This window comes from Sphingobium olei (assembly GCF_042678845.1).
Lineage (GTDB): Bacteria > Pseudomonadota > Alphaproteobacteria > Sphingomonadales > Sphingomonadaceae > Sphingobium > Sphingobium olei.
Genome location: NZ_JBHTLS010000116.1, coordinates 15,158 through 35,193 on the forward strand (window position 1 = coordinate 15,158; position 20,036 = coordinate 35,193).

At 62.2% G+C, this 20,036-nt stretch carries 18 protein-coding genes and 3 pseudogenes; 6 read left to right on the top strand and 15 right to left on the bottom strand.

The window, feature by feature from the left end:
- Window positions 1–23: 23 nt before the first annotated feature.
- Window positions 24–416 (top strand): acyl-CoA thioesterase, encoded by a 393-nt coding sequence (locus ACFQ24_RS08750; protein ID WP_380910402.1) that lies wholly within the window; start codon window positions 24–26, stop codon window positions 414–416.
- Window positions 417–816: 400 nt separating this feature from the next.
- Here ACFQ24_RS08750 and ACFQ24_RS08755 read toward each other — a convergent pair.
- The 5 genes and pseudogenes from ACFQ24_RS08755 to ACFQ24_RS08775 form a co-directional block, all read right to left on the bottom strand.
- Window positions 817–1,182: pseudogene (locus ACFQ24_RS08755) on the bottom strand (transposase); the annotation flags it as partial.
- A gap of 70 nt (window positions 1,183–1,252) precedes the next feature.
- Window positions 1,253–4,222 carry a Tn3 family transposase gene (locus ACFQ24_RS08760; RefSeq protein WP_014072601.1) on the bottom strand — a complete coding sequence of 990 codons (2,970 nt, stop codon included), beginning with the start codon at window positions 4,220–4,222 and terminating at the stop codon, window positions 1,253–1,255.
- A gap of 91 nt (window positions 4,223–4,313) precedes the next feature.
- A complete protein-coding gene (gene merA / locus ACFQ24_RS08765) occupies window positions 4,314–5,690 on the bottom strand; it encodes a mercury(II) reductase (RefSeq protein WP_021222959.1) in 1,377 nt (458 codons plus the stop codon).
- Between the two features lie 79 nt (window positions 5,691–5,769).
- The gene (locus tag ACFQ24_RS08770) at window positions 5,770–6,099 is read right to left on the bottom strand and encodes a heavy-metal-associated domain-containing protein (RefSeq protein ID WP_004213249.1); all 330 of its coding nucleotides are present in this window, start codon (window positions 6,097–6,099) and stop codon (window positions 5,770–5,772) included.
- Between the two features lie 12 nt (window positions 6,100–6,111).
- Window positions 6,112–6,507 (bottom strand): mercuric transporter MerT family protein, encoded by a 396-nt coding sequence (locus ACFQ24_RS08775; protein ID WP_014072602.1) that lies wholly within the window; start codon window positions 6,505–6,507, stop codon window positions 6,112–6,114.
- Window positions 6,508–6,583: 76 nt separating this feature from the next.
- On the opposite strand from ACFQ24_RS08775, the gene ACFQ24_RS08780 reads away from it, so the two are divergent.
- Window positions 6,584–7,006, top strand: coding sequence for a MerR family transcriptional regulator (locus ACFQ24_RS08780; protein ID WP_014072603.1), 423 nt, complete (start codon window positions 6,584–6,586; stop codon window positions 7,004–7,006).
- A 167-nt stretch (window positions 7,007–7,173) separates the two neighbouring features.
- Window positions 7,174–7,734, top strand: coding sequence for a recombinase family protein (locus tag ACFQ24_RS08785; protein WP_017184234.1), 561 nt, complete (start codon window positions 7,174–7,176; stop codon window positions 7,732–7,734).
- An 84-nt stretch (window positions 7,735–7,818) separates the two neighbouring features.
- On the opposite strand, the gene ACFQ24_RS08790 is transcribed toward ACFQ24_RS08785, so the two are convergent.
- From ACFQ24_RS08790 to ACFQ24_RS08805, 4 genes are all read right to left on the bottom strand, one after another.
- On the bottom strand, window positions 7,819–8,898 hold the full coding sequence (locus ACFQ24_RS08790) for a Cj0069 family protein (protein WP_184106684.1): 1,080 nt from the start codon (window positions 8,896–8,898) through the stop codon (window positions 7,819–7,821).
- An 88-nt stretch (window positions 8,899–8,986) separates the two neighbouring features.
- Window positions 8,987–9,718, bottom strand: a complete 732-nt coding sequence (locus tag ACFQ24_RS08795; RefSeq protein WP_330900703.1) for a Fe-Mn family superoxide dismutase — start codon at window positions 9,716–9,718, stop codon at window positions 8,987–8,989.
- An 11-nt stretch (window positions 9,719–9,729) separates the two neighbouring features.
- Complete coding sequence (gene chrA, locus ACFQ24_RS08800) at window positions 9,730–11,127, bottom strand: chromate efflux transporter (RefSeq protein ID WP_122129123.1); 1,398 nt, start codon at window positions 11,125–11,127, stop codon at window positions 9,730–9,732.
- Between the two features lie 2 nt (window positions 11,128–11,129).
- Window positions 11,130–12,080 carry a chromate resistance protein ChrB domain-containing protein gene (locus tag ACFQ24_RS08805; protein WP_025160483.1) on the bottom strand — a complete coding sequence of 317 codons (951 nt, stop codon included), beginning with the start codon at window positions 12,078–12,080 and terminating at the stop codon, window positions 11,130–11,132.
- Between the two features lie 168 nt (window positions 12,081–12,248).
- Here ACFQ24_RS08805 and ACFQ24_RS08810 point away from each other — a divergent pair, with 168 nt between their 5' ends.
- From ACFQ24_RS08810 to ACFQ24_RS08820, 3 genes are all read left to right on the top strand, one after another.
- Window positions 12,249–13,139, top strand: a complete 891-nt coding sequence (locus tag ACFQ24_RS08810) for a DUF1259 domain-containing protein (protein ID WP_008603797.1) — start codon at window positions 12,249–12,251, stop codon at window positions 13,137–13,139.
- Window positions 13,136–13,540, top strand: coding sequence for a PepSY domain-containing protein (locus ACFQ24_RS08815; protein ID WP_228165648.1), 405 nt, complete (start codon window positions 13,136–13,138; stop codon window positions 13,538–13,540). The genes ACFQ24_RS08810 and ACFQ24_RS08815 overlap by 4 nt, the downstream gene beginning before the upstream one ends.
- 75 nt (window positions 13,541–13,615) lie before the next feature.
- On the top strand, window positions 13,616–13,942 hold the full coding sequence (locus ACFQ24_RS08820; RefSeq protein ID WP_223178489.1) for a Rap1a/Tai family immunity protein: 327 nt from the start codon (window positions 13,616–13,618) through the stop codon (window positions 13,940–13,942).
- A gap of 178 nt (window positions 13,943–14,120) precedes the next feature.
- Here the strand turns inward: ACFQ24_RS08820 and ACFQ24_RS08825 are convergent.
- The 6 genes and pseudogenes from ACFQ24_RS08825 to ACFQ24_RS08850 all read right to left on the bottom strand — a co-directional run.
- Window positions 14,121–14,783 (bottom strand): annotated as a pseudogene (locus tag ACFQ24_RS08825) (IS110 family transposase); the annotation flags it as partial.
- Window positions 14,784–15,065: 282 nt separating this feature from the next.
- Window positions 15,066–15,371: a hypothetical protein gene (locus ACFQ24_RS08830; RefSeq protein ID WP_380910404.1), complete on the bottom strand. Its 306-nt coding sequence runs from the start codon at window positions 15,369–15,371 to the stop codon at window positions 15,066–15,068.
- 39 nt (window positions 15,372–15,410) lie between these two features.
- Window positions 15,411–15,608 (bottom strand): annotated as a pseudogene (locus ACFQ24_RS08835) (HWE histidine kinase domain-containing protein); the annotation flags it as partial.
- 227 nt (window positions 15,609–15,835) lie between these two features.
- Window positions 15,836–17,278: a TolC family protein gene (locus ACFQ24_RS08840; RefSeq protein WP_380910406.1), complete on the bottom strand. Its 1,443-nt coding sequence runs from the start codon at window positions 17,276–17,278 to the stop codon at window positions 15,836–15,838.
- Window positions 17,275–18,348 (bottom strand): efflux RND transporter periplasmic adaptor subunit, encoded by a 1,074-nt coding sequence (locus ACFQ24_RS08845; RefSeq protein ID WP_380910408.1) that lies wholly within the window; start codon window positions 18,346–18,348, stop codon window positions 17,275–17,277. Before ACFQ24_RS08845 ends, ACFQ24_RS08840 begins: the two co-directional genes overlap by 4 nt.
- Window positions 18,332–20,020 carry an ABC transporter ATP-binding protein gene (locus ACFQ24_RS08850; RefSeq protein ID WP_380910410.1) on the bottom strand — a complete coding sequence of 563 codons (1,689 nt, stop codon included), beginning with the start codon at window positions 20,018–20,020 and terminating at the stop codon, window positions 18,332–18,334. The genes ACFQ24_RS08845 and ACFQ24_RS08850 overlap by 17 nt, the downstream gene beginning before the upstream one ends.
- Window positions 20,021–20,036: the final 16 nt, after the last annotated feature.

Genomic DNA, 20,036 nt, shown 5'->3' on the forward strand with positions numbered 1-20,036 from the left:
GCCTGCGCACGCAAGGATATGTGATGATTGACGAACAACCGCCAGCTGATGCTCCCGTTATCCGGGTCACAGCCATGCCGGCCGATGTGAACCCATATGGCGACATGTTCGGCGGTTGGATGATGGCGCAAATGGATTTGGCGGCCGGCTCGGTGGCATCACGCCATTGCGGCGGGCGAGCGGTCACTATCGCGGTTGACGGCATGCAGTTCCACCGACCGGTGTTCGTCGGCGACGAAGTATCTGTCCATGCTCGCCTTATCACTACAGGTACGACATCCATGACGATCGAGGTCGAGGCATGGCGACGTGGTCGTCACACGAGCGAAGCTTGCCGTGTTACCCAAGCTCAATTCATCTTCGTGGCGATCGGCGATGATAGGCGGCCGCGCCGTGTTACCCCTCTCGAAGGTTGATATCCAGCGATCTGTGGGAAGCCGTAATCGCGGCAGATCACCATCGGCTTACTCACAACCGTCACCCCGGCTTTGGTCGGCTGCGAGAGCGGCGTTCCATAAACCTGCAAAGCAGGAGTAGTCCAAGACGATCCTCTACCCGAAAAAACGTATGGCCCGCCCCGTCTGCAAGTGGAATTTTGAGGTGATCTGATCAGTCTGCGTCAACGTATACGGTCTCACGGGCACGCCCGTGGCCAAGATGGAGATCCGCGCATCTGGAGCCACGATAAAGAGTTCGGCAGCAGGTGCCATTTTTTTCGCCGGGCTTTCCAGATGCTGGTCGACTGTCAGGCCATCTTTCCAATCCTTCCTGCAAACAACGCTGGCCTATGCCCAGATGAGCATCAGGCCGATCGGTTCAAATGGCAACGGGGTAGCTGCGTTCGAAGGTTGCGCCCTTACGCAAAGCGGCCCAAGCGATCCGCGCCAGCTTGTTGGCCAGGGCGACCACGGCAGCATTGCGGTGAACACCCCGTTCCAGCATCGCTTTGAGCCATCGCCCAAGTGGCGTGTCACTTCGAGAGATCGAGGGCAGGCTGGCCCTGGCACCATGGATCAGCAGGGTTCGCAAATAGGTGTTGCCGCGTTTCGAGATACCCAGCAGCCGCGGTTTGCCTCCGGTGGTATGCTGGCGTGGGACAAGGCCAAGCCATGCCCCCAGGTCTCGGGCCTTGGCGAAGCTGCCGGCATTGCCAACCGCTGCGATCAGCGCGGTAGCGTTGAGCACTCCGATAGGCGTCACCTCAAGGTTTGTTCGCCAGACAACGATTTCTCGGACATAAGCGGAACATGGGCTACGCTACACGCTTCAACCGCGCCATTGGCTCGTTGAGTGGGTGGAATTCACCTGCTGGAAGTCGCCTGGCCTGCTCCCAGAGGTAATCGCCGGTCAGACTGATGTGCGCCCAGCCCATCGGAGAAAGGTGCGCAAGCAGTGCCGCATCGAACGTCGTGCCGACAGCGTTGAGGTGCTGGGCGGCCCGGTCGAGATAGACCGTGTTCCAGTAGGAAATCGCCGCAATCAGCAGGTTCAGCCCAGATGCGCGAAATTCCTGATTTTCCAGCGAGCGATCGGTGAACCGACCCTGCCGGTTGGTATAGATGGCGGCGGCAAGCGTGTGCCTCGCCTCGCCTTTGTTGAGACCGGCCTGACAGGCACGTCGCAGTTCCGGTTGTTCAAGCCAATCGAGCGTGAACAAAGTGCGCTCGATACGGCCCAGTTCAGCCAATGCAAAATCCAGCCTGTTCTGGCGTTTGTAGGCGGCAAGTTTTCGCAAGATTACTGACGGCGCCACCGTGCCATCCTTGATTGAGGCGACAATCCTGACGATGTCATCCCAATCGGCCTCGATCGCTGCCGTTTTGATGGTGCGGCCCATCAGATTTTCGATGCCCTTGTATGTCGATGGCGCAGCGATCGAACCCAGCTTGCGGTCGCCAATATCGCGCAGCCGGGGCGCGAAGCGGAACCCGAGTAGGTGGCAGAGTGCGAAAACATGATCGGTGGCGCCGCCGGTATCGGTATAGTGCTCATGCAACGGAAGGTTGCCGGCGCCCAGGACAAGCCCGTCGAGCACGTAAGGCGCTTCACCTGCCGTCGCGGACATGATCCGTGATCCGAATGATGCGAAGTGATCGGAAAGGTGAGAATAGATTTTCACGCCAGGTTCGGCGCCATATTTGGCATTGACGTCCGCCGCCCCTGAACGGCTCCGCCCCGACCGGAAGAACTGGCCATCGGACGACGAACTGGTGCCAGCGCCCCAATGCCGCGCGAAGGGTAATTCGTGATGGGCTGAGATGATCATGGCCAGCGCGGCCTGATAGTTCTCGGGTGAAAGATACCAGTTGTGGGTCCATGCGAGTTGGGCATAGCTGACGCCTTCGCTGGCATTGGCCATCCGCTCCAGCCCGAGGTTGGTGCCATCAGCCAGAATTGCGGCGAGTACCGTGCTGGGGTTGTCGTGCTCCTTGCCTGAGCGCAGGTCACGGAATGCGTTCAAAAAACCAGTGCGTTCGGCGACTTCAAGCAGCAGCTCGGTGATGCGCACGCGGGGAAGCAGGGTATCGAGCTTGCGATCGAGGGCTTCAGCTTCCGGTGGGGTGACAGGCGGCATTTGCTGAAGCTTGAGCCGGTCTCGTTCGAGCGACACTCCCTCAAGCTTGTTTGTTTTCAACTGCTTGGCAAATCGGCGCAGCCGCCAGTCAAGATTTCGTGCCCGGTCAGCGAGGTAGGATGCAGCATTTGAATCGAACGGAAGCACATCCGCCACTTTGGCGGCGTCGCGCCGACCCAGCAAATAGGCATCGAAGCGCTGATAGTTGCGGGTTCCCTCGATCCATACATCACCGGCGCGCAAACGATCACGCAAGGTTGCCATGATCGCAATTTCATAACGTCGGCGGTCGATACGGCCGCTTTCGGTGATGAGACGCTTCCACTGCCGATTGGGGAATGGCAGTGGAACGCCATCGGGAAGGTCGCGCGACTTTCGTGTGTTCGCATCGCGAATGACATCGATGGCTTTGATCAGTGCCGTCCCTGTTCCAGACGCCTTGAAGGTGAAGGCGTCCAGAAATGCCGGGCTGAAACGCCGTAGCGTGGCGTAACGCTCGGTTGCCGTTACCAGTGCGTCCTCGCCGGCAAGATCAGCAAGGGCATCTACTTGGGCCTTTGCCGCAACAAGCCGGTGCCAGCCCACCGCTTCGTCAATCAATTCGAGCGGATCGCCGCCATTCTGGACAGCCTCATCAAGTGCTGTAATCGTGGCGCCAAACAGCCGCATGAGTTGCCCCACCGACTGAATACTATCTTGGTAGCGACGCTCGCGCCCACGCCGCGCGCGCGTGAACATGCCGCCGATAAGTCGGTCAAACATTTGGATCGCGGCATCGGCAAGTCTGGCCTCAAGGTCGATCACTGCGGCCGTCAACGTCGCCCGCCTGCGATTGACGCTGTAATCCGAAAGCAGGAATGCCGGTGCCACGCCGCCCTCGCGGACAAATTGGGCAAAGCGGAATTCCGGAATGGCGCCCCCAACTACCGGGTGGATACCTATGCCGCGAACATAGCGCAGGCGCTCAAGCAAGCCATTGATATTGGCCGCAGTCGGGGCTTCTTCGAAATTACGCAACCACGCCAGCGGTGTCATGCCGAAATCCGGGTTGTTGATTACGAGTTCGTCTAGCCGTGTCAGTTCAGCAGAGCTGAGGCCTTCGACGATTGCGGCTGCGGCAGCTTTGCGTGCGCGTGCCCGGCCAGCAAGACCGGCGCGTTCCAGTGTGTCGCCTGACGGAAGAATGAACCGCTCACCCTTCAGGCCAACCATGAGGGCGCGAACAATCGGTTCACCTCTGTCTGTATACTCGGCGGCTTGCGCGGCAAGATTCAGGGCAAGTGCCAGGTCGCCGCGTCGAAACGGGCGTATGCCAAGATAACGCGCCACGAGATCGGCATGATCGGTACGGGTTTGCGCGCGCTGACCATATGCAGAGAAGGAGGAAGGATCGACGAATAACTGTGCCGCGAGGTACTGAAGAATGACGTCGGGAAGCCCGATCTCGGGTTGCAGACCAAAGCCGGGATGTCGCATCAAAGCGATTTGTGCAGCCAGACCGAGGCGATTTGCTGGACCATAGCGGCGCCCAACCAATTCAACATCTTCCGCAGAAAGGGTATAATGCCCAATGATCGCGGTTTCTTGGACAGGAGGATCGAACAGGCGCCGGCGCTCGTCTCCGGTCAGAAGTCGGCGTCGTGCCATTTTGCTCTCCCGCTGAGGCGAATAACAAAATTGACACCAAAGCGGCTTGCACTGGAGGGAGGCCATTCGTTGCCGGTTGATCCCCGAGCAATCACCCGGCGCAGCAAGACAGTTTGGCGACATCCTTATCAAACGTTTGGGCCGCCAGTTTGAGGCCTTCCACAGTGGTCAGGTAAGGAAATATCGTTGCACCCAATTCCAGGGTGGTCATGCCGTGTTTGATCGCCAGCACCAGTGTCTGGATCGAATCCGCGCCTTCGGGTGCCATGATCTGGCCGCCCAGCAAACGGTCGTTCGCCTTGTCGGCAATCAGTTTGATGAGACCCCGCGTATCGCGTGCTGCCAGTGCCCTTGGCACAGCATCGAGCGGGAGCAGCGAAACCTTGATGTCCAGGCCTTGCGCCCGTGCTGTCGTTTCAGTGAGGCCGGCGCTGGCGACTTGCGGGTCGGTGAAGACGACGGATGGCATGGAGGAATTGTCGTAGCGGTATTGGTTGCCCGTCACCGCGTTGCGCGCGGCCAGTTTTGCGCCATAGGCGGCCATGTAGACGAACTGGTCCCGTCCCGTTACATCGCCCGCCGCGTAAATGCCTGGAACCGACGTTTCGAGGTGGTCATCGACGACGATTCCACCATTACGGGCAAGCACTATGCCGCGCTCCTCCAGCCCAAGCCCGTCGCTATTGGGTCGGCGTCCGGTGGCGATGAGCACCTGTTCCGCCGCGACGGTGTCACAATGCCCCTCGCAGGTCAATTCGACCCCGCTCTGTGTTTGGGCGATACGCTGATAGCCGACACCTGCGCAAACCCGCACGCCCTCGGCTTCCAAATAGTTTTTCAGCGCGGCACTCACTTCCGGGTCCATTTCGGGGAGCAGGCGGCTTCGGCAGCAGATGGTGACATCAACGCCCAGACGCGAAAACATCTGTCCCAGTTCTACCCCGATCACCCCGCCACCGATCACCAGCAGCGATTTGGGCAAGCGATCCAGCGCCAGCGCCGATGTGCTGGTTAGGTAGGGCACGCTGTCCATCCCCGGAATCGGCGGCACGGCGGCGTGCGCACCCATCGCCAATATGACCTTGCCGACCTTCATGGGCGCATCGCCGACAATCAGCGCACCATCGGCAAAGCGTGCCTTGCCCTCGATATAGCTCACACCGTCATAGGCGGGCAGCAGATCGACATATTTTTTTTGGCGCAGCGTCGTGACAAGATCGTCCTTCGACGCCGCCAATACGGACCAGTCATCCATCTGGACAGCGCCCCCAAGGCCGGGAAAGCGCGCGGCGGCAAGCCCACCATGCACCGCTTCGGCGGCGCGGATCAGCGTCTTGGAAGGAACGCAGCCAACATTGACACAGGTGCCGCCAATCGTGCCGTGACCGACGAGCGCCACTTTCGCGCCCAGATCGGCAGCGGCGATCGCGGCGGAGAACCCGGCAGAACCCGCGCCGATGACGGCCACGTCAAATCCTTCCTGCCCGGGGCGGTTGCAACAGTCGTTCATTGCTTATCGCTTTCTTGAGGCGCTGGCGGCGCCCCGCTCAGTTTTGAATAGCGCGCGCCGGATAACCCGCGTTGGTTGATGCAGCGGCAATCGCAGCAGCATTGGTGCGGCGCGGGTTATAGGTTGCGCGCGCGGTCTTGGCTGCGAAATCGACCGTGACCGCCGTTACCCCGGCGACGCCTTCCATCGCCTTCTTCACGGTGATCGGGCAGGTGGCGCAGGTCATGTTCTCTATGGCAAAGGTGGTTTGCTTCTGAGCGGTTGCGGTAGCCGCGGGGCGATCTTGCGCCGTGCCACTAACTGCATAGGCGACCCCGCCGCCAGCCATAGCCAGCACGGCCATAGCGATACATACTGTCTTTTTCATGGGTATTTCCTTTCAATAGAACCAGGGTGCCCACCAGTCGATGGTGAGCGCCAGGATGGCGACGGCAAGGCCCAGCCACAGCACCGCCTTGGTGGTCCAAGCCGATTGTGGACGAGCGCAGTAGGAACCGTCTTCACAGGGCGGTTTCGGCTTGAAATAGACATGCCAGAAGCCGTAGCCGAGCAGCGCGAGCGTTACGCCTGCGACATAGGGCTTGTAAGGTTCGAGCGCCGTCAGGTTGGCGATCCACGCGCCGGAAATTCCGAGCATAACCAACAGTAGCGGGACGACGCAGCAAGCCGAGGCGAGCCCCGCGCCGATCAATGCGCCCGCCGCAACCCAGTTTGCCTGCTTCGGCTCGTGGTTTTCGGTGAGGGCTGGCTGTCCCGCTTCCGGCGTTGAGACCATGGCTTGAATCCCTTGTTCCAACTGAGTGATTCGCAGTGTAGGCTCTGTAGCCACTACAGACTCAAGAGGTATTTTCATGGAGCAACAGGTCGGCATCTTGCGTGCCCAGCTTGCCCGGAAAACAGGCTGCAATCTCGAAACCATCCGCTATTACGAGAAGGTGGGATTGCTGCCGGGGCCGCCTCGCAGTTCCAACGGCTACCGCGTCTATTCGCCGGAACTGGTGCAAAGGTTGCAGTTCATCCTGCGCGCGCGCGACCTTGGCTATGCAATGGATGAGATACGGTCATTGTTGTCGCTCACCGATACCGGTGCACAAACCTGCGCGGAGGTTATGGCGAGAACCGAACTCCACCTTGAAGATGTCCGCCGCCGCATTGCAGATTTGCAGAAGATAGAGGTGACGCTGGCGACCACGTTAGCCAGATGCACTGGAGATGACGTTGCCGAATGTCCCATCCTGGAAGCACTCCAGTTTTTACCCCATCAAGGCAATTGACGCCATCTTTGAGGGATTTGATTTCGTGATGTCAGCTTGGAGTATAGCCTAACCGGACGTCAGGATGCAGCGGCGGTTTCTGTCAGGATAGGGTTATGGCAAGCATTTATTGACGCATGTTCCGCCGTGTCATAGAATTCAACCTGACATTTTGACCGGAGGCGGCGATGAAAGGCCAGAGGATCGGTTACGTCCGGGTGAGCACATTCGATCAGAATGTCGATCGCCAGTTGGACGGGCAGTCGCTCGACCGGATTTTCACCGACAAGGCATCGGGCAAGGACATCAACCGCCCCGAACTCGATGCCATGCTCGCCTTCGCCCGCGAGGGTGACACCGTCGTGGTCCACAGCATGGATCGATTGGCGCGTAATCTCGACGATCTGCGCAAACTGGTTCAGTCCCTCACCAAAAGAGGCGTCCGGATCGAGTTCGTGAAGGAAAGCCTGGCCTTCTCGGGCGAGGATTCCCCGATGGCCAACCTGATGCTCTCGGTCATGGGTGCGTTCGCCGAATTCGAGCGCGCCCTGATCCGGGAGCGGCAGCGCGAAGGCATTGCGGTCGCCAGACAACGCGGTGCTTATCGCGGGCGGAAACGTTCCCTCTCCGACGAAATGGTCGCCGAGCTGCACCGCCGTGTTGATGACGGCGAGCGCAAGGCCGTCATCGCCCGTGACCTGGGGATCAGTCGCGAAACCCTCTACCAGTATCTCCGCGCTGCCACCTGAGCCGGTTTCACCCAGCCTCGCTCACCCTTAGGCTTGTCTGATTGATACGACCAATGTCACGTCTCTTGAATTGCTTGAATCATATCAATGAGGATTGGAGGTCTCCTTCGTCAAACGAATGGCAAGAACGCGACCGATTGCCGCTGCGGCGACTGGCTGGACGGCGCTTGGCGGAAATGGTGCAACCGAACTAGCATTGATCTCGCAAAGCGCATAGGAGCCATCGCTGATGGCTTCACCAGGGCGAAATAGGAAGTCGGCGTCCCAAAGAAGCGGAAGATCGTGGTCGGCGATCGACAGCAACCTTTGCATCTCTGGAATCCAGCGATCCTCCATCGCTTTCCGTAAGGCTGCGAAGCGCGTCACCTCCGGTCCGAACATGGCGCGGCCCATCGGCTGTGGGGTTGACGACGTTGTATCAATGGCCGTTGGCGTCATCAGCGCAGTGATCAGGTTGTGCCCAAAGCCAACCACTCGGTGCCCGCACACGTAGCAGCGGACCATGCCCTCGGACGACTGCGGCTGATAAGCCTGATCGATCAGCACGCCGCCGTCGTTTAGAAACGGCACCCACCTTTCCAAGCACTCGGCTAGGCTGATGCGCTCCGATTTGCTTCCTTGGCGGGCCTCTTGAACTTTCACCGACGTTTTCAAAGCCGGAGCGTTTCCCGCTTCGTCTAGTTGGACACGCCATACATTCCTGCCGCCGTTGCCGTAGTTCGGCTTCAGCACGCGCGGGCCTGCGGCAAGATGTTCGGGGAAACGAGCGCGAAGGCCTTCAGCGTCCACGTATCGATCGACATCGCTGCCCCATTCCATGGATCGCGTTGTGTAGAGCACTTCCTTGACGCCGATTTTGGCGATCACGTCAGGATGCGCGCTGACGACAACGCCGCACCCCGCGACTTCGCGCAGCATTGGATCGAGCTGCGAGCGGTCGCCTGAAATGTCCAACGGATTCACCCAGACCAGCACTGTGTCGCACGACAGCAGCTCGTCCCGAATCTCGCGAACCGCCTCGTCCCTGTACAGTACAGGCCTTGCGGTCGCCCCGAGCGCCCGCAAGGCCTGCATTATCGGCCACTGCCGGGCTTCATGAAAGCGATGCGTCCACTCGGCTGCTTGCCCACGCCAAAGAAGAGCGATGTTCGGGCCGGATGTCATTGTTGCATCTCCCCATCGGACCTGTCCCCTTTGTGGTCGCGAACTCAGGTGTCGCGCAGCAGTGGGTGTTAAGCCACGGCGGTCGGGTTCAGCCGCCGCCGCGCAAAGCCGCGGCATAGCGCCGGTCGACCACTTCCCAGTCGATGTTGCGGAAGAAGGCGTCGACATATTTGGCGGCGGCGGTGCCGTAATCCATGTGGAAACTGTGCTCGTACATATCGAGCGCGAGCAGCGGCACGCCGGCAATCGCACCGTGCATATGATCCCACGCCCAATGGTTGTGCAGCGAGCGCGTGTGGAGATTGTAGACGAGCACGCACCAGCCCGATCCGCCGGCAAGGCTCATCCCGGTACGGCGGAAGTCGGCTTCCCAGCGGTCGAACGAGCCGAACGCCGCGCCCAGCGCGTCGCGGATGGAACCGGCTGCCTGGCCGTTGCCGCCGAGCCCGTCGAAATAGACCTCATGGAGCACCACCGAGCCGGTGCGGTGCAGCTCCTCGCGCTTCAATCCGCCATAGACCACCGGCGGCAGGTCCGTGTCAGCGAGCGCGGCGGCAAGTCGTGTCTCGATCATATTCAGGGCCTTGACCGAGCCCGCATAATTGTTCTCGTGGTGCGATGTGATCAGCCTTTCGGAGAGGCCGTGAAGCCTGGCGGGATTGAACCTGAGCGGCTTGACCTGATGATTTCCGGCAAAGGCGGGGGCAGCCGCCGGCGCTGCGGCCGGCGTCTGCGCAGAGGCTTCGTTGATAGTCATGGCGGCGGCTCCGATGCCAAGAGTTGCGATTGCACTGCGTCGGGAAAGATGGTCGATCGTCACGCGTCACTCCTTCAGATGATCATTACATATGCGGCCCCGAGGACCGAGCAGACGCCGAGCACCGGCAGCATGCCGGCCTTGAACCGGAACATGGCGAGTATCGCACCCACCGCGAGCGCCAGCGCCGGCCAGTTGACGGACGTTAGGACTGGGAGATCGATGGTGCCGGCTGCGAACGGCACTTCGCGGACTTGCTCGAACAGAGTGTGGATACCAAACCAGACCGCCAGATTGAGGATCACGCCGACCACTGCGGCGGTGATCGCCGAAAGCGCGGCCGACAATGCGCGGTTGCCGCGCAGCCGCTCGATGAATGGCGCGCCGGCGAAGATCCACAGGAAGCATGGCAGGAAGGTAACCCAGGTGGTGAGGATTGCGCCGAAGGTCGCGGCGACGAGCGGCGGCAGCCCGGTCGCTTCGCGGAAGGCCGCGAGGAAGCCGACGAACTGCGTCACCATGATCAGCGGCCCGGGCGTGGTCTCGGCCATGCCGAGCCCGTCGAGCATCTCGCCGGGCTGGAGCCAGCCATAGGTCTCGACTGCCTCCTGCGCGACATAGGCGAGCACCGCATAGGCGCCGCCGAAGGTCATCACCGCCATCTGGCTGAAGAAGGTGGCGATGCGGCTGAACACGTCGTCGGGGCCGAACGCGAACAGCAGCGCTGCGACCGGCCCGAGCCAGAGCAGCAGCAGGACGCCGGAGATGCGCAGCGACCAAGAGAGGTTCGGCCGGGCATGGTCGGGAAGGCCCTCGCCAAGAGCGGTGTCGCGGTCGTGGATTATCTCAGCGCCGGCGGGACCATGTCCGCCGCCGCCCTTGAATGCGGCGTAACCAGCGCGGCCACTGAAGAAGCCGATCAGCGCGGCGGCAAGCACGATCAGCGGGAAGGGCACGTCGAGCACGAAGATCGCGACGAACGCCAGCGCGGCAAAACCGCGCATGACGTTGTTCTTCAAGGCACGCGAACCCACCCGGACCACCGCCTGTAGCACCACCGCCAGCACGGCGGCCTTCAATCCGAAGAACAATCCCTCGACCAGCGGCACTTCGCCGAGCAGCACATAGACATAGCTGAGCCCTAAAATCGCGAGGAAGCCGGGCAGCACGAATAGCGCGCCCGCGACCAGGCCCCCCTTGGTCTTATGGAGCAACCAGCCAATATAGACAGCTAGCTGTTGCGCTTCAGGGCCGGGCAGCAGCATGCAATAGTTGAGCGCGTGGAGGAACCGCTCCTCGCCGATCCAGCGCTTCTCCTCGACCAGGATGCGATGCATCACCGCTATCTGGCCCGCCGGTCCGCCGAAGCTGAGCAGCGCGACCCTGATCCAGACGCGCACCGCCTCGCCAAAGCTGATGCCGTGCTCGTGCAGCGTCTCGACTGCGATTTCAGCGCGTGCGCTGGCCTCCATCTTTAGTCCTCTTTTCGCCGGGTGAAGTGAGCATAGAATCCGTCGAGCGCGGTCGATCCGCGCGCGATCCGCTCCTCGTCGTCGTCGGTGCCGGCACAGATGCCGGCGATAAGCGCGCTCACTCCCGGAGTTTCCGGGCGCTCGAACCGAGCATCGGCAATATCAAGGTCGTGAACAATTTCGCCGAGCGCCCGCAGCGCGGGGTCGGTCTCGAGACCGGTGAGGAACACCAAGGTCTCGAAGGAGCAGCGGTCGCCTTCGTGGGTGAACTCAGCGTCCGCCATGTCGAACCTCAGTTCGTCAGGCTCCGGCACATATCCTTTGCCCTCGACGAACTTGAAGCTCGCCTCGGGGTCGATGAAGCGGCGAATGAGCCAGGCGGACGCGATGCGATCGACATGGACATGGCGGCGCGTCACCCAAACGCGGCGCTTTAGCTCCGCCGGGGTCAGCTCGGGCGCACCGGGGCCGCTCACATCGGGATGTTGGTGAGAGCGGCGGTCCGCCTCGGTGATGGCGGCCTGTGCCGCCTGCCGACCATGCGCACCGAAAAAGTCGATCGCGGCGACCTCGTTCAGGCGTTTGCGCAGGCGGCCCACATCCGCCGCCGCGACATACTCGCCCTCACACAGCGCGCGCGCCTCGCGTGCCAACTCCTCATAGTCGGCGTCACGCGCAGCGTCGAACACTCCGCGCAGCTCCGCATCGCCCATGCCGCCGACAAGGCGCGCTTCGAGGATCAGCGCCTCGCCGCCATTTTCGGTGATCTCGCGATGCAGTTCTTCGAACAGCGCGCGCGTGTCCTCGCGATTGGGGAGCGCATGGACGGCGTTCTTGAGCGGCGCGGCCCCGATCGCCTGCAAACGCCGCCAGACCTTCACCCGCAAATAGGCAGGCTTAGCCGGAAGCTGCGGGATCAGGAGCAACCAAGGGGAAGCTTGTGTGTTTGTCATAGTTGTATCGTCACTAGCCTACAAGTGTAAGGGTTGCATCACAAGCCTCATGAGCATAGGACTGCTTATCCCGAAGAAAGAAACCGGAGCGCAATGTCGCGGCTCGCCGGCGGCGCGCTCGCATGACGTGAGGCTTTCCGTGTCGAGTGCGCTGATGAAGGATCAATTATGCTGAAAAAGACCATCGCCTTGGGATTCGCCAGCCTCCTGCTGGCAAGCCCGGCATGGGCAGCGCCGGACTGGTCGGCTGTCGACCGGGCGATAGGACGAGCGGGGGCCGAACAGCCGGGGGGCGTTCACCGCTACAGCTTCCCGCGTTCGGACCTGAGCGTCACGCTGGATGGGGTGACGATCAAGCCCTCCCTCGCGCTCGGCTCTTGGGCGGCGTTTCAGCCGATGGGCGACGAGGCGATGGTGATGGGCGATCTCGTGCTGACCCACGACGAGGTGAACCCCGTTTTGAGCCGCCTGCTCGCAAGCGGTTTTACGATCACCGCGCTCCACAATCACCTGCTCCGCTCTTCGCCTGCGACCATGTACATGCACATTGCCGGCCACGGCGACCCGGTGAAGCTCGCGGCCGCGCTCCGGCAAGCGCTATCAGCCAGTCGGACCCCGCTCGCCGCGCCGCAATCGCCTTCGGCCAGCGCAGCCGCATCGCGGCTCGACCTCGATGTGGCCGCGCTCAACCGGTTGATGGGCGGTGAGGGCAAGACGGCCGGTGGCATCCTCCAATACAGCTTTCCGCGCGCCGAGCGGCTGATGGACGGCGATATGGAGACTCCGCCGACGATGGGCACGGCGACCGCGATCAACTTTCAGCCAACCGGGGACGGCCGAGCCGCCATCACCGGCGATTTCGTACTTGTCGCAAACGAGGTCGATCCGGTCCTGCGCGTGCTGCGGACGAACGGGATCGAGGTCACGGCGCTGCATAATCATATGCTAAACGACGAGCCGCGGCTGTTCTTCATGCACTTCTGGGCCAACGACGACGCAGCCAAGCTCGCCCGTGGGCTGCGCGCGGCGCTCGACAGGATGAACAATCAGAGGAGTTGAACTCGGACGACGGCTCATTGGGCCGTAACCGCCGCCCGCCCGACCCCACGGCCCTTATGCAGGAAGTGGAATGGAACATGGCTAGCAAACGAACTCTCACTGTTGTCGCAGGCGTGGGCGCGGCCGCGCTGGCGATCGCGGGCGTGGCGATCGCGCAAAACCACGAGGCGAACGAAAACCGGATAATCGGCAAGCACAGCGAACGAGACATCCCGCTTGCTCAGGTGCCCGAGGCCGCGATGAACGCGGCACGCGCGCAACTCGCGTCAATAAGCAAAGCGGAGCAAGTCACCCGAAAGGCGGACGGAAGCACGCTCTATGAAATCAAGGGCAAGAACAGCGACGGAAAGACGATCGAACTGTTCGTCACGCCCGAAGGCCAGGTGCTCGGCCGCGAATGATGGATCAGCACGGGGCGCCGGCCGTCGAGGGCCGTGCGCCCCTTCCGAAATGATACTGCGGAATAGGAGACGAAAATGCGGCCAAGGCGATGGATATTGTTATGCGCCGCTTTGGCCGCCCTGCCTGATAGTGCGATCGGCCAAACCGAACCCGCGTCGGCGACGGGCTCGGCGTTGTTCGTAAGCTGTCAAGCGAATGAGCCGCGATGCGGCGCTTACCTCCAAGGCGTGCTCGACATGATGATCGTCGCGCGAAAAGCGGAATGCCGCGCTCCACGCTATGACCGATCGGCGCTGCGCGCGGCATATTTACGCTGGGCGGAGCAGAATAGCTATTTTATGAGTGTTCATATGGTGGCCGGAGCTGAACGCTCGTTAGCGAAGGCTTGGCCATGTCAGTAGCATCGTACCCCGCGGCGTAGCCTGCCCGGCGGCTGCCTTTGAGGGCAGGCGGAGCGTCCGCCTGGCGGTGAATTCCGCCAGCTCAACGATCCCATGTCGCGCCTCAAGCTCGCTAATTAGCCGATGTTCGCATTATGTCTGCCAAATCGTTGTCTGGCGCACAAACCTTGAGGTGACGCCCGATACCGGGGATGGATGTCAGGCGCCGGGCTGCGGCATCGTTGCGAGCGAGTTCGACGAACTCCGCGTTCAGGCTCTCAATCTTCTCATCGAGATCCCGCCATTCGGCACGAAGGTCACCGATGAGCCGACGAATCCGAGAGGAGAGCGCAGTCTCTTCCTGAGTGAGCAAGGCATCGACACCCAGTTCCAGCTTCCGACGACCAACAGGGAAAATCGTGCCGCGCTCCAGCATGATCGCACGCAACTGGTTGATCAGGCTCCTGCGCTCAGCCACCAAACGGGACCGGACGCGGTGAAGGGTCTGGATGTCTAACTGATCCTGGCTTTTGAGTTCTACGAAGCGCATCGTCGGGCGTGATGCTGCCTCGGCGATGCCTTCGGCATCCCGGTCGTCATTTTTCTGCGCTTTCACGTAGGGGCGAACGTATTCCGGTGACATCAGCCGGATCTCGTGCCCATGATCGGCGAAGAGACGGCCCATATGATGAGCGCCGCAACACGCCTCCATCGCCACAATGCATGCTGGTAGCTTCGAGACGTAATCGATCAGTGTTTGTCGGCGCATCGATCGGCGCAGGACAACCGCCCCGGTCGCATCCACACCGACGATGCTGCAAGCGTTCTTGCCCAGATCAACGCCAAGGATCACAATAGACATCGGTCCGTTCCTTTCCCTTCTCAAGCACCGGCATCATACCCGATGCCGGGGAAAAGGGGCGGGCCATCCCATAAAGCAAATCGGCGACGTAGGTTATCGCCGAGATCCAAAACAGCGAGGGCAATCTTGTCGCACTCAGCGCGATCGCCGATTGAACCGCAGCGGCCTTCAGGCAGCGCTTCCAGATCCCCTTGCTATCCTGAATCTCAGTTGATGCCGGCCTGCTGGAGACATGGTTGTCAGGCTCCCATCGAAGGACCCAGGTTTGAGCAGCGCCTCAGCTCAGCCGCGAAGCGCTGCTAACGGAGCGACGAGCGTCCAGGTCACCCCAGACTGCGGAAAGTCGATCTCTGCTCGTCCGCGAAGGCTTCGACCGGCAGCAGTGCTGATCAACCGACTTCCAAAGCCTTGGCGCTCAGGCTTGCGTACCGGTGGTCCTCCCCGCTCTGTCCACAAAAGCCAAAGCTGCGTTGCGCCGCCTACCTCCACGATCTGCCAGGTCAGTTCGACTGTCCCTGTCTCGTTGGAGAAGGCGCCAAACTTTACCGCGTTGGTCGCCAGCTCATTCAACGCGAGCATCAACGTCATGGCTGAACTCGGACCCAAGTCGACAGGTGGCCCGCTGCATTGCCATCTGCCAGCGTAAGGGGAGAAGTTGACAAGCGCATTCTGGACTAGAGCATCTAACGGAGCTGCGCCCCAGTCAGCGTCAAGGAGTTGCTCAACTGTCCTGTTAAGGGTCGCAAGTCTGGTATCAATCGCCGCTCCCGCTTCTTCAATCGACACTGTCGACTTGAGGCTTTGGCTAACAATAGCCCGAACAATTTAAGAAGGTTCTTGAATCTGTGAGCCAACTCGTAAAGTCTCAGATCATTATCCAAATCGCTCATCTTACCTACCGTTTACATGTTTGCCGTCAGGAGGTCTTTGCTTGAAGATCGAGCAGCTGAATTGCCGCTGCCGCGAAACCTGCGTCTGACTCAAGCGATGCTGCAAGCTAGTGCAGAGAAGGGACGCTGCTCGCCTACGGCCTGCACAATATGGCGCGATGATCATTGTGTCAGGCCAAGTGCAGCGCGGTCTGCGGTAGCGGCGGCCAGTTCGGCGCGAGCGGCCGCGATCCGGGCCTGGGCGTCCACAAGTCGCACGCGTGCGTCGGTTGCTGTTTCCTCCCGCTGATTGACCAGAAAGAAGTCGCTGGAGCCAAGTTCGAAACGTCGCCTCTCGGCCGCAGCCAACCGCTCCGCCAACTGCTGTTCTTGTTCTGCAATGCCGGCGAGACGCTCTGCCGCGCCTACGCCGATGTTGATGCCCTCCACTTCCGTCGCGATCTGATCACGCAGAAATCGGCTGCGCGCTTCAAGCGCATCGATCTCGGCACGAGCCTCGGCGATGCGGCCCTTCGCGGCACGGTTCTGAAGCGGAAGGGAGAAGCGGAAACCTACAATGCCCTCAAGCGGCGTCCGCGAGCGCCCCCCCAGCCCCTCGTTACCGACATCCTTGCCAAGCTCTCCCCGCAAGTCGAGCCGGGGTCGGAGATCGTTCTGCGCCAGGGCCAGTCGCGCCGCGCCTTGGTCGATGCGGGCGAGCAACACTTGCAGGTCGGGGCGGCGCTGGGCGAACTCAGCTTGTGCCGCGGCCGCAACCCCCGCCAGTGCCGAAGCATCGGCAGGGAGGCGTTCGGCGCCCACGACCACGGGGCTGCCCGCCTCGTCACGAAAGTAGAGGGAAAGCGCGTTGGCGGCCGCCTGAAAGTCGCCCTCGGCTCGAACAACCAGTGCGCGTCGGCGAACAAGGTTCTGGTCATTTTCGGCAAGCAATATGTCCGGTCGCGCACCGAGCTGCACCTGTCGCGCGAGCGCGCCGCGCCGGTTCTCCGAGAGTTCGAGAAGATCGCGATAAGCGCGGAGCCTCAGGCCGGTTGCGACCCAATTCTGATAAGCATCGACGGCGCGCCGCTGCACGCCAATCGCCACCGCCTCGCGCTCAAACCGGGCAATGTCGATGTCGCCGGCAGCCAGCGTGCGGCGGGTGCGACGCTCGTCGATCAGCCGGTCGCGCAGCAGGGAATAGAGCGCTCCAACCTTCAGCTCGCCCAGCCGATTGGTGTAATATTCGTCCTCGTAGATCGGGAAGTCGCCGCGGCTCACCCGGTAGCCGCCGTAGAGGTATCCGCCATTACTCTCGAGCGGCCGAGTGGCGCGGCCCGACACGATCGAACCATCATAGTAGCCGAGCGCACGCGAGCGACCGTCGACCTCGAATACGGTGTCGAAGGCGCCCGCGGCGCTCAGCGCCCGCCCTTCCGCCGCGCGCTCTCGTGCCAGCGCCTCAATGATCTGTGGTGCCGCTCGCGCCGAGGCACGCAGGACCTCATCGAGCGTCAGCGGTCCCGACGCTGGCGCTCTGACGATCGCCTCCGGCGGACTTGCCTGCGGCGCGCCGAGCACCGGTGCCGCCGCCAATAGCGGCAGGAGAAGCAAGGATCGGATCATTTCGGCTTGCCCACCTTTGCCGCGACTTTGTCCTCATCCTCATATGCAGCGGCTTTACCCGTGGCCGGCTGACCGAACTCGAGTGGGAAGTCGTTCAGCTGGCGCCACAGCTCATAGCCGACCGTCACCGTCTCGCCCTGCACCCAGCCGCGCACCTTGCCGCCCAGCCGGACGAAGCGGCGGGCGGGCCAGGCGGGCTTGCCTGGCGCAGGCTCTACGAGAATGCGGAACAGGCCTTGCGCGTTGGCGGTCGCATCGATGGTCCGCACGCGACCGTCGAAATACCCATAGGCGATGGACGGCCAGCCGCTGAACTGGATGGCGGGCCAGCCCTCAAATTCGAGCCGAACTGGCCGTCCCGGTCGCAGCAGCGGCACGTCGCGGCCGTCGATCATCAGCTCAACCGCCCGCTCGACGCGCTCGGGTGCGATCGTCGCGAGGGGTGTGCCGGCGGACACCAGCGCCCCGCCTGCGGCTGCATTGAGATTCTGGATACGGCCATCGCGCGGCGCGCGGACCAGCTGCGCCGATTGGCGGTTCAGCTGGACGTCGATGCGATTAAGCTTGGCTCTAGATTCGGCGAGCTTGGCCGCGGCGTCCGCGACCTTGATCTGCGCCTGCTCAAAGTCGCGCCGCGATGAGAGCCCTTCGGCGAACAGCTGGCGGTTGCGGTCTACGTCGATGCCAGCCACTCGCTGCGACTGGCGGACGGCGGCGATCTCCGCCTCGATTTGCGCGCGCTCGGCAGCGAGGCGGGAGAGGAGATTGGGGTCGAGGTCGACCACGCGCGCGATCGGTTGGCCGCGATCGACATGCTGGCCGTCCTGCACGAACCAGCGCTCCACGCGACCCGGGACGAGCGCCGTCACCTCCTGCGCACGATCCTCGGGGTCTAGCGCGACGACCTGCCCCTGCCCCTGCGCTGTCTGCAGCCATGGCACGAGGAACAGCACGATGAGCGCGGCAGCGATCCCGACGGCAATCAACCACGCCACCGCCACGCCGACCCGCGGCGGCTTGAGCGACGCGAGCGTCGTGAAGTGGACGATATGCTCAGGCCTTTGCGGCATGATCGCCCTCCCCTTCAATAGCCGCGCGCTGCAAGTCGGCGAGGTTCTCACACCGATGCTGTTCGCTCATGCCGAGGTACAGATATCCATCGAGCTTCAGATCCTCCGGCCGTCCGGTGCACAGGAGCACCGTCGTGCCATGCTCTTTGAGCAGCCGGAGCGACGCGCCTAGTCGCTCGGGCGGTAGCAGATCGAACAGGTGCCCGAGGATCAGCACCTTGGGGCGGAACAGCAGCGCGTTGGCGAGCTTCAGCGCCATGATCTCACCGACGCTGAGCGGGTGACCGGAAGAGGCGAGCAGCGTGTCCAATCCTTGCGGCAGCCCTGCAATGCGGCGTTCCAGCCCCACAACCGAGAGCGCCTCCATCGCCTCGTTGGCCCGGCCCCCGGACGCGAGGCGAAGATAGTCGCGTATCGTCACTTCGATGATGGTCGGGCGATCGATCACGGTCACGTCGGAGCGCAGATGGTATATGTCGAGCGAGCCGAGATCGGTGCCGCCGATGCGGATCAACCCGCGGTCGGGCTGGACGTGGCGCTTCAGGAGATGGGCGAGGCGCTGTTCGGCCCCTGGCTGCGCTACCGTGACGAGCTGCTCACCCGCGGCGATCGACAGGTCGAACCGCGCCTCGCCCGACGACACATCGGTCAGCCTGACTGCACCGTCCCGCGGGCCGTTGTCGTTGCGGACGACCGTCTCCTGCGGGATCGCGAACAGAAGGGACAGCTCCTCCGAACTCGCGACCAGATCGTAGAAGGTGTCGAGGTACCAGCCGAGCTGCGAGATGCCGTAGAAGACCCCCGACAGGATCAGCTCGGCCGCGACCAGTTGCCCGAGCGACAGCTGCCCGCGCAGGATGAGAGTGCCACCGAGCAACAGCAGTGCCGCGCTGGCAAGCGCGTAGATCAGCAGGAATGCGACCGTCTGCGCGAACTGATACCGGAAATAGCGCCGGTGCGCGCCGACATAGGTCGCGGTCACCGCTTCCGATCCATCCATCGCGAAATCGAGATGGCGTGCCGACTTGTAGAAGCCGTTCGAGCCGCCGACACTCTCGAGCCAGCGCGCCGCATTGTGCTTGGCGTGGCTGAGGGCGACGGCACCGGTGATCGCGCCACGGCGCCAAATCAGCCAGACCAGCAGGACGGACACAATCAGCACGACGTTGAAGGCGAGAAAGAACGGATGATAGAAGCTGGTGATCGTTAGCCCCACAACCGCCTGCAGCACGATGGTGAAGCCGCCGATGACGAGGCTCGGCACCGCCTTTTGCACCACCACCAGGTCGAAGTAGCGGTTGAACAGGTCGCTGCGGTTAGCGTCGCCGAAGAAGGGGTTCTGCGCATGCACCGCGCGCACGGTGACCTCGGCGACGACGCGCGAGAACACCCGCCGCTCGAATGCGGCCATGATCCACACCCTGAGTGCGCTGAGCCCCGCCACCATTAGAAGGAGCAGTAGCAGCACACCCGACAGTGCCCACAAGGGCGCCGGTAAGGCGGTGTTTGCCACGCTGTTGATCAGCAACTGAACCGAAATAGGGGTGGCCAGCGCCAACAGGCTGATCGCGACCGTGTAGATGATGCCGAGCCGCACATAGGCGGCATCCGGCCCTATGATCTGTACTAGCCATGTGGCCGCATGCCGGAATCCCAAACGTTCAATTGCCACCAGCTAATTCCCCCTG

What these genes read in the sequence shown, in the direction of transcription:
- ACFQ24_RS08830 (WP_380910404.1), bottom strand. Translation starts at nt 15,371, where the DNA reads ATGACGTTGATGCTCGCGTTGAATGAGCTGGCGACCAACGCGGTAAAG.
- ACFQ24_RS08780 (WP_014072603.1), top strand. Translation starts at nt 6,584, where the DNA reads ATGGAGCAACAGGTCGGCATCTTGCGTGCCCAGCTTGCCCGGAAAACA.
- ACFQ24_RS08820 (WP_223178489.1), top strand. Translation starts at nt 13,616, where the DNA reads ATGCGGCCAAGGCGATGGATATTGTTATGCGCCGCTTTGGCCGCCCTG.
- chrA (WP_122129123.1), bottom strand. Translation starts at nt 11,127, where the DNA reads ATGGAGGCCAGCGCACGCGCTGAAATCGCAGTCGAGACGCTGCACGAG.
- ACFQ24_RS08805 (WP_025160483.1), bottom strand. Translation starts at nt 12,080, where the DNA reads ATGACAAACACACAAGCTTCCCCTTGGTTGCTCCTGATCCCGCAGCTT.
- ACFQ24_RS08785 (WP_017184234.1), top strand. Translation starts at nt 7,174, where the DNA reads ATGAAAGGCCAGAGGATCGGTTACGTCCGGGTGAGCACATTCGATCAG.
- ACFQ24_RS08845 (WP_380910408.1), bottom strand. Translation starts at nt 18,348, where the DNA reads ATGCCGCAAAGGCCTGAGCATATCGTCCACTTCACGACGCTCGCGTCG.
- ACFQ24_RS08790 (WP_184106684.1), bottom strand. Translation starts at nt 8,898, where the DNA reads ATGACATCCGGCCCGAACATCGCTCTTCTTTGGCGTGGGCAAGCAGCC.
- ACFQ24_RS08775 (WP_014072602.1), bottom strand. Translation starts at nt 6,507, where the DNA reads ATGGTCTCAACGCCGGAAGCGGGACAGCCAGCCCTCACCGAAAACCAC.
- ACFQ24_RS08810 (WP_008603797.1), top strand. Translation starts at nt 12,249, where the DNA reads ATGCTGAAAAAGACCATCGCCTTGGGATTCGCCAGCCTCCTGCTGGCA.
- ACFQ24_RS08770 (WP_004213249.1), bottom strand. Translation starts at nt 6,099, where the DNA reads ATGAAAAAGACAGTATGTATCGCTATGGCCGTGCTGGCTATGGCTGGC.
- ACFQ24_RS08760 (WP_014072601.1), bottom strand. Translation starts at nt 4,222, where the DNA reads ATGGCACGACGCCGACTTCTGACCGGAGACGAGCGCCGGCGCCTGTTC.
- ACFQ24_RS08840 (WP_380910406.1), bottom strand. Translation starts at nt 17,278, where the DNA reads ATGATCCGATCCTTGCTTCTCCTGCCGCTATTGGCGGCGGCACCGGTG.
- ACFQ24_RS08750 (WP_380910402.1), top strand. Translation starts at nt 24, where the DNA reads ATGATTGACGAACAACCGCCAGCTGATGCTCCCGTTATCCGGGTCACA.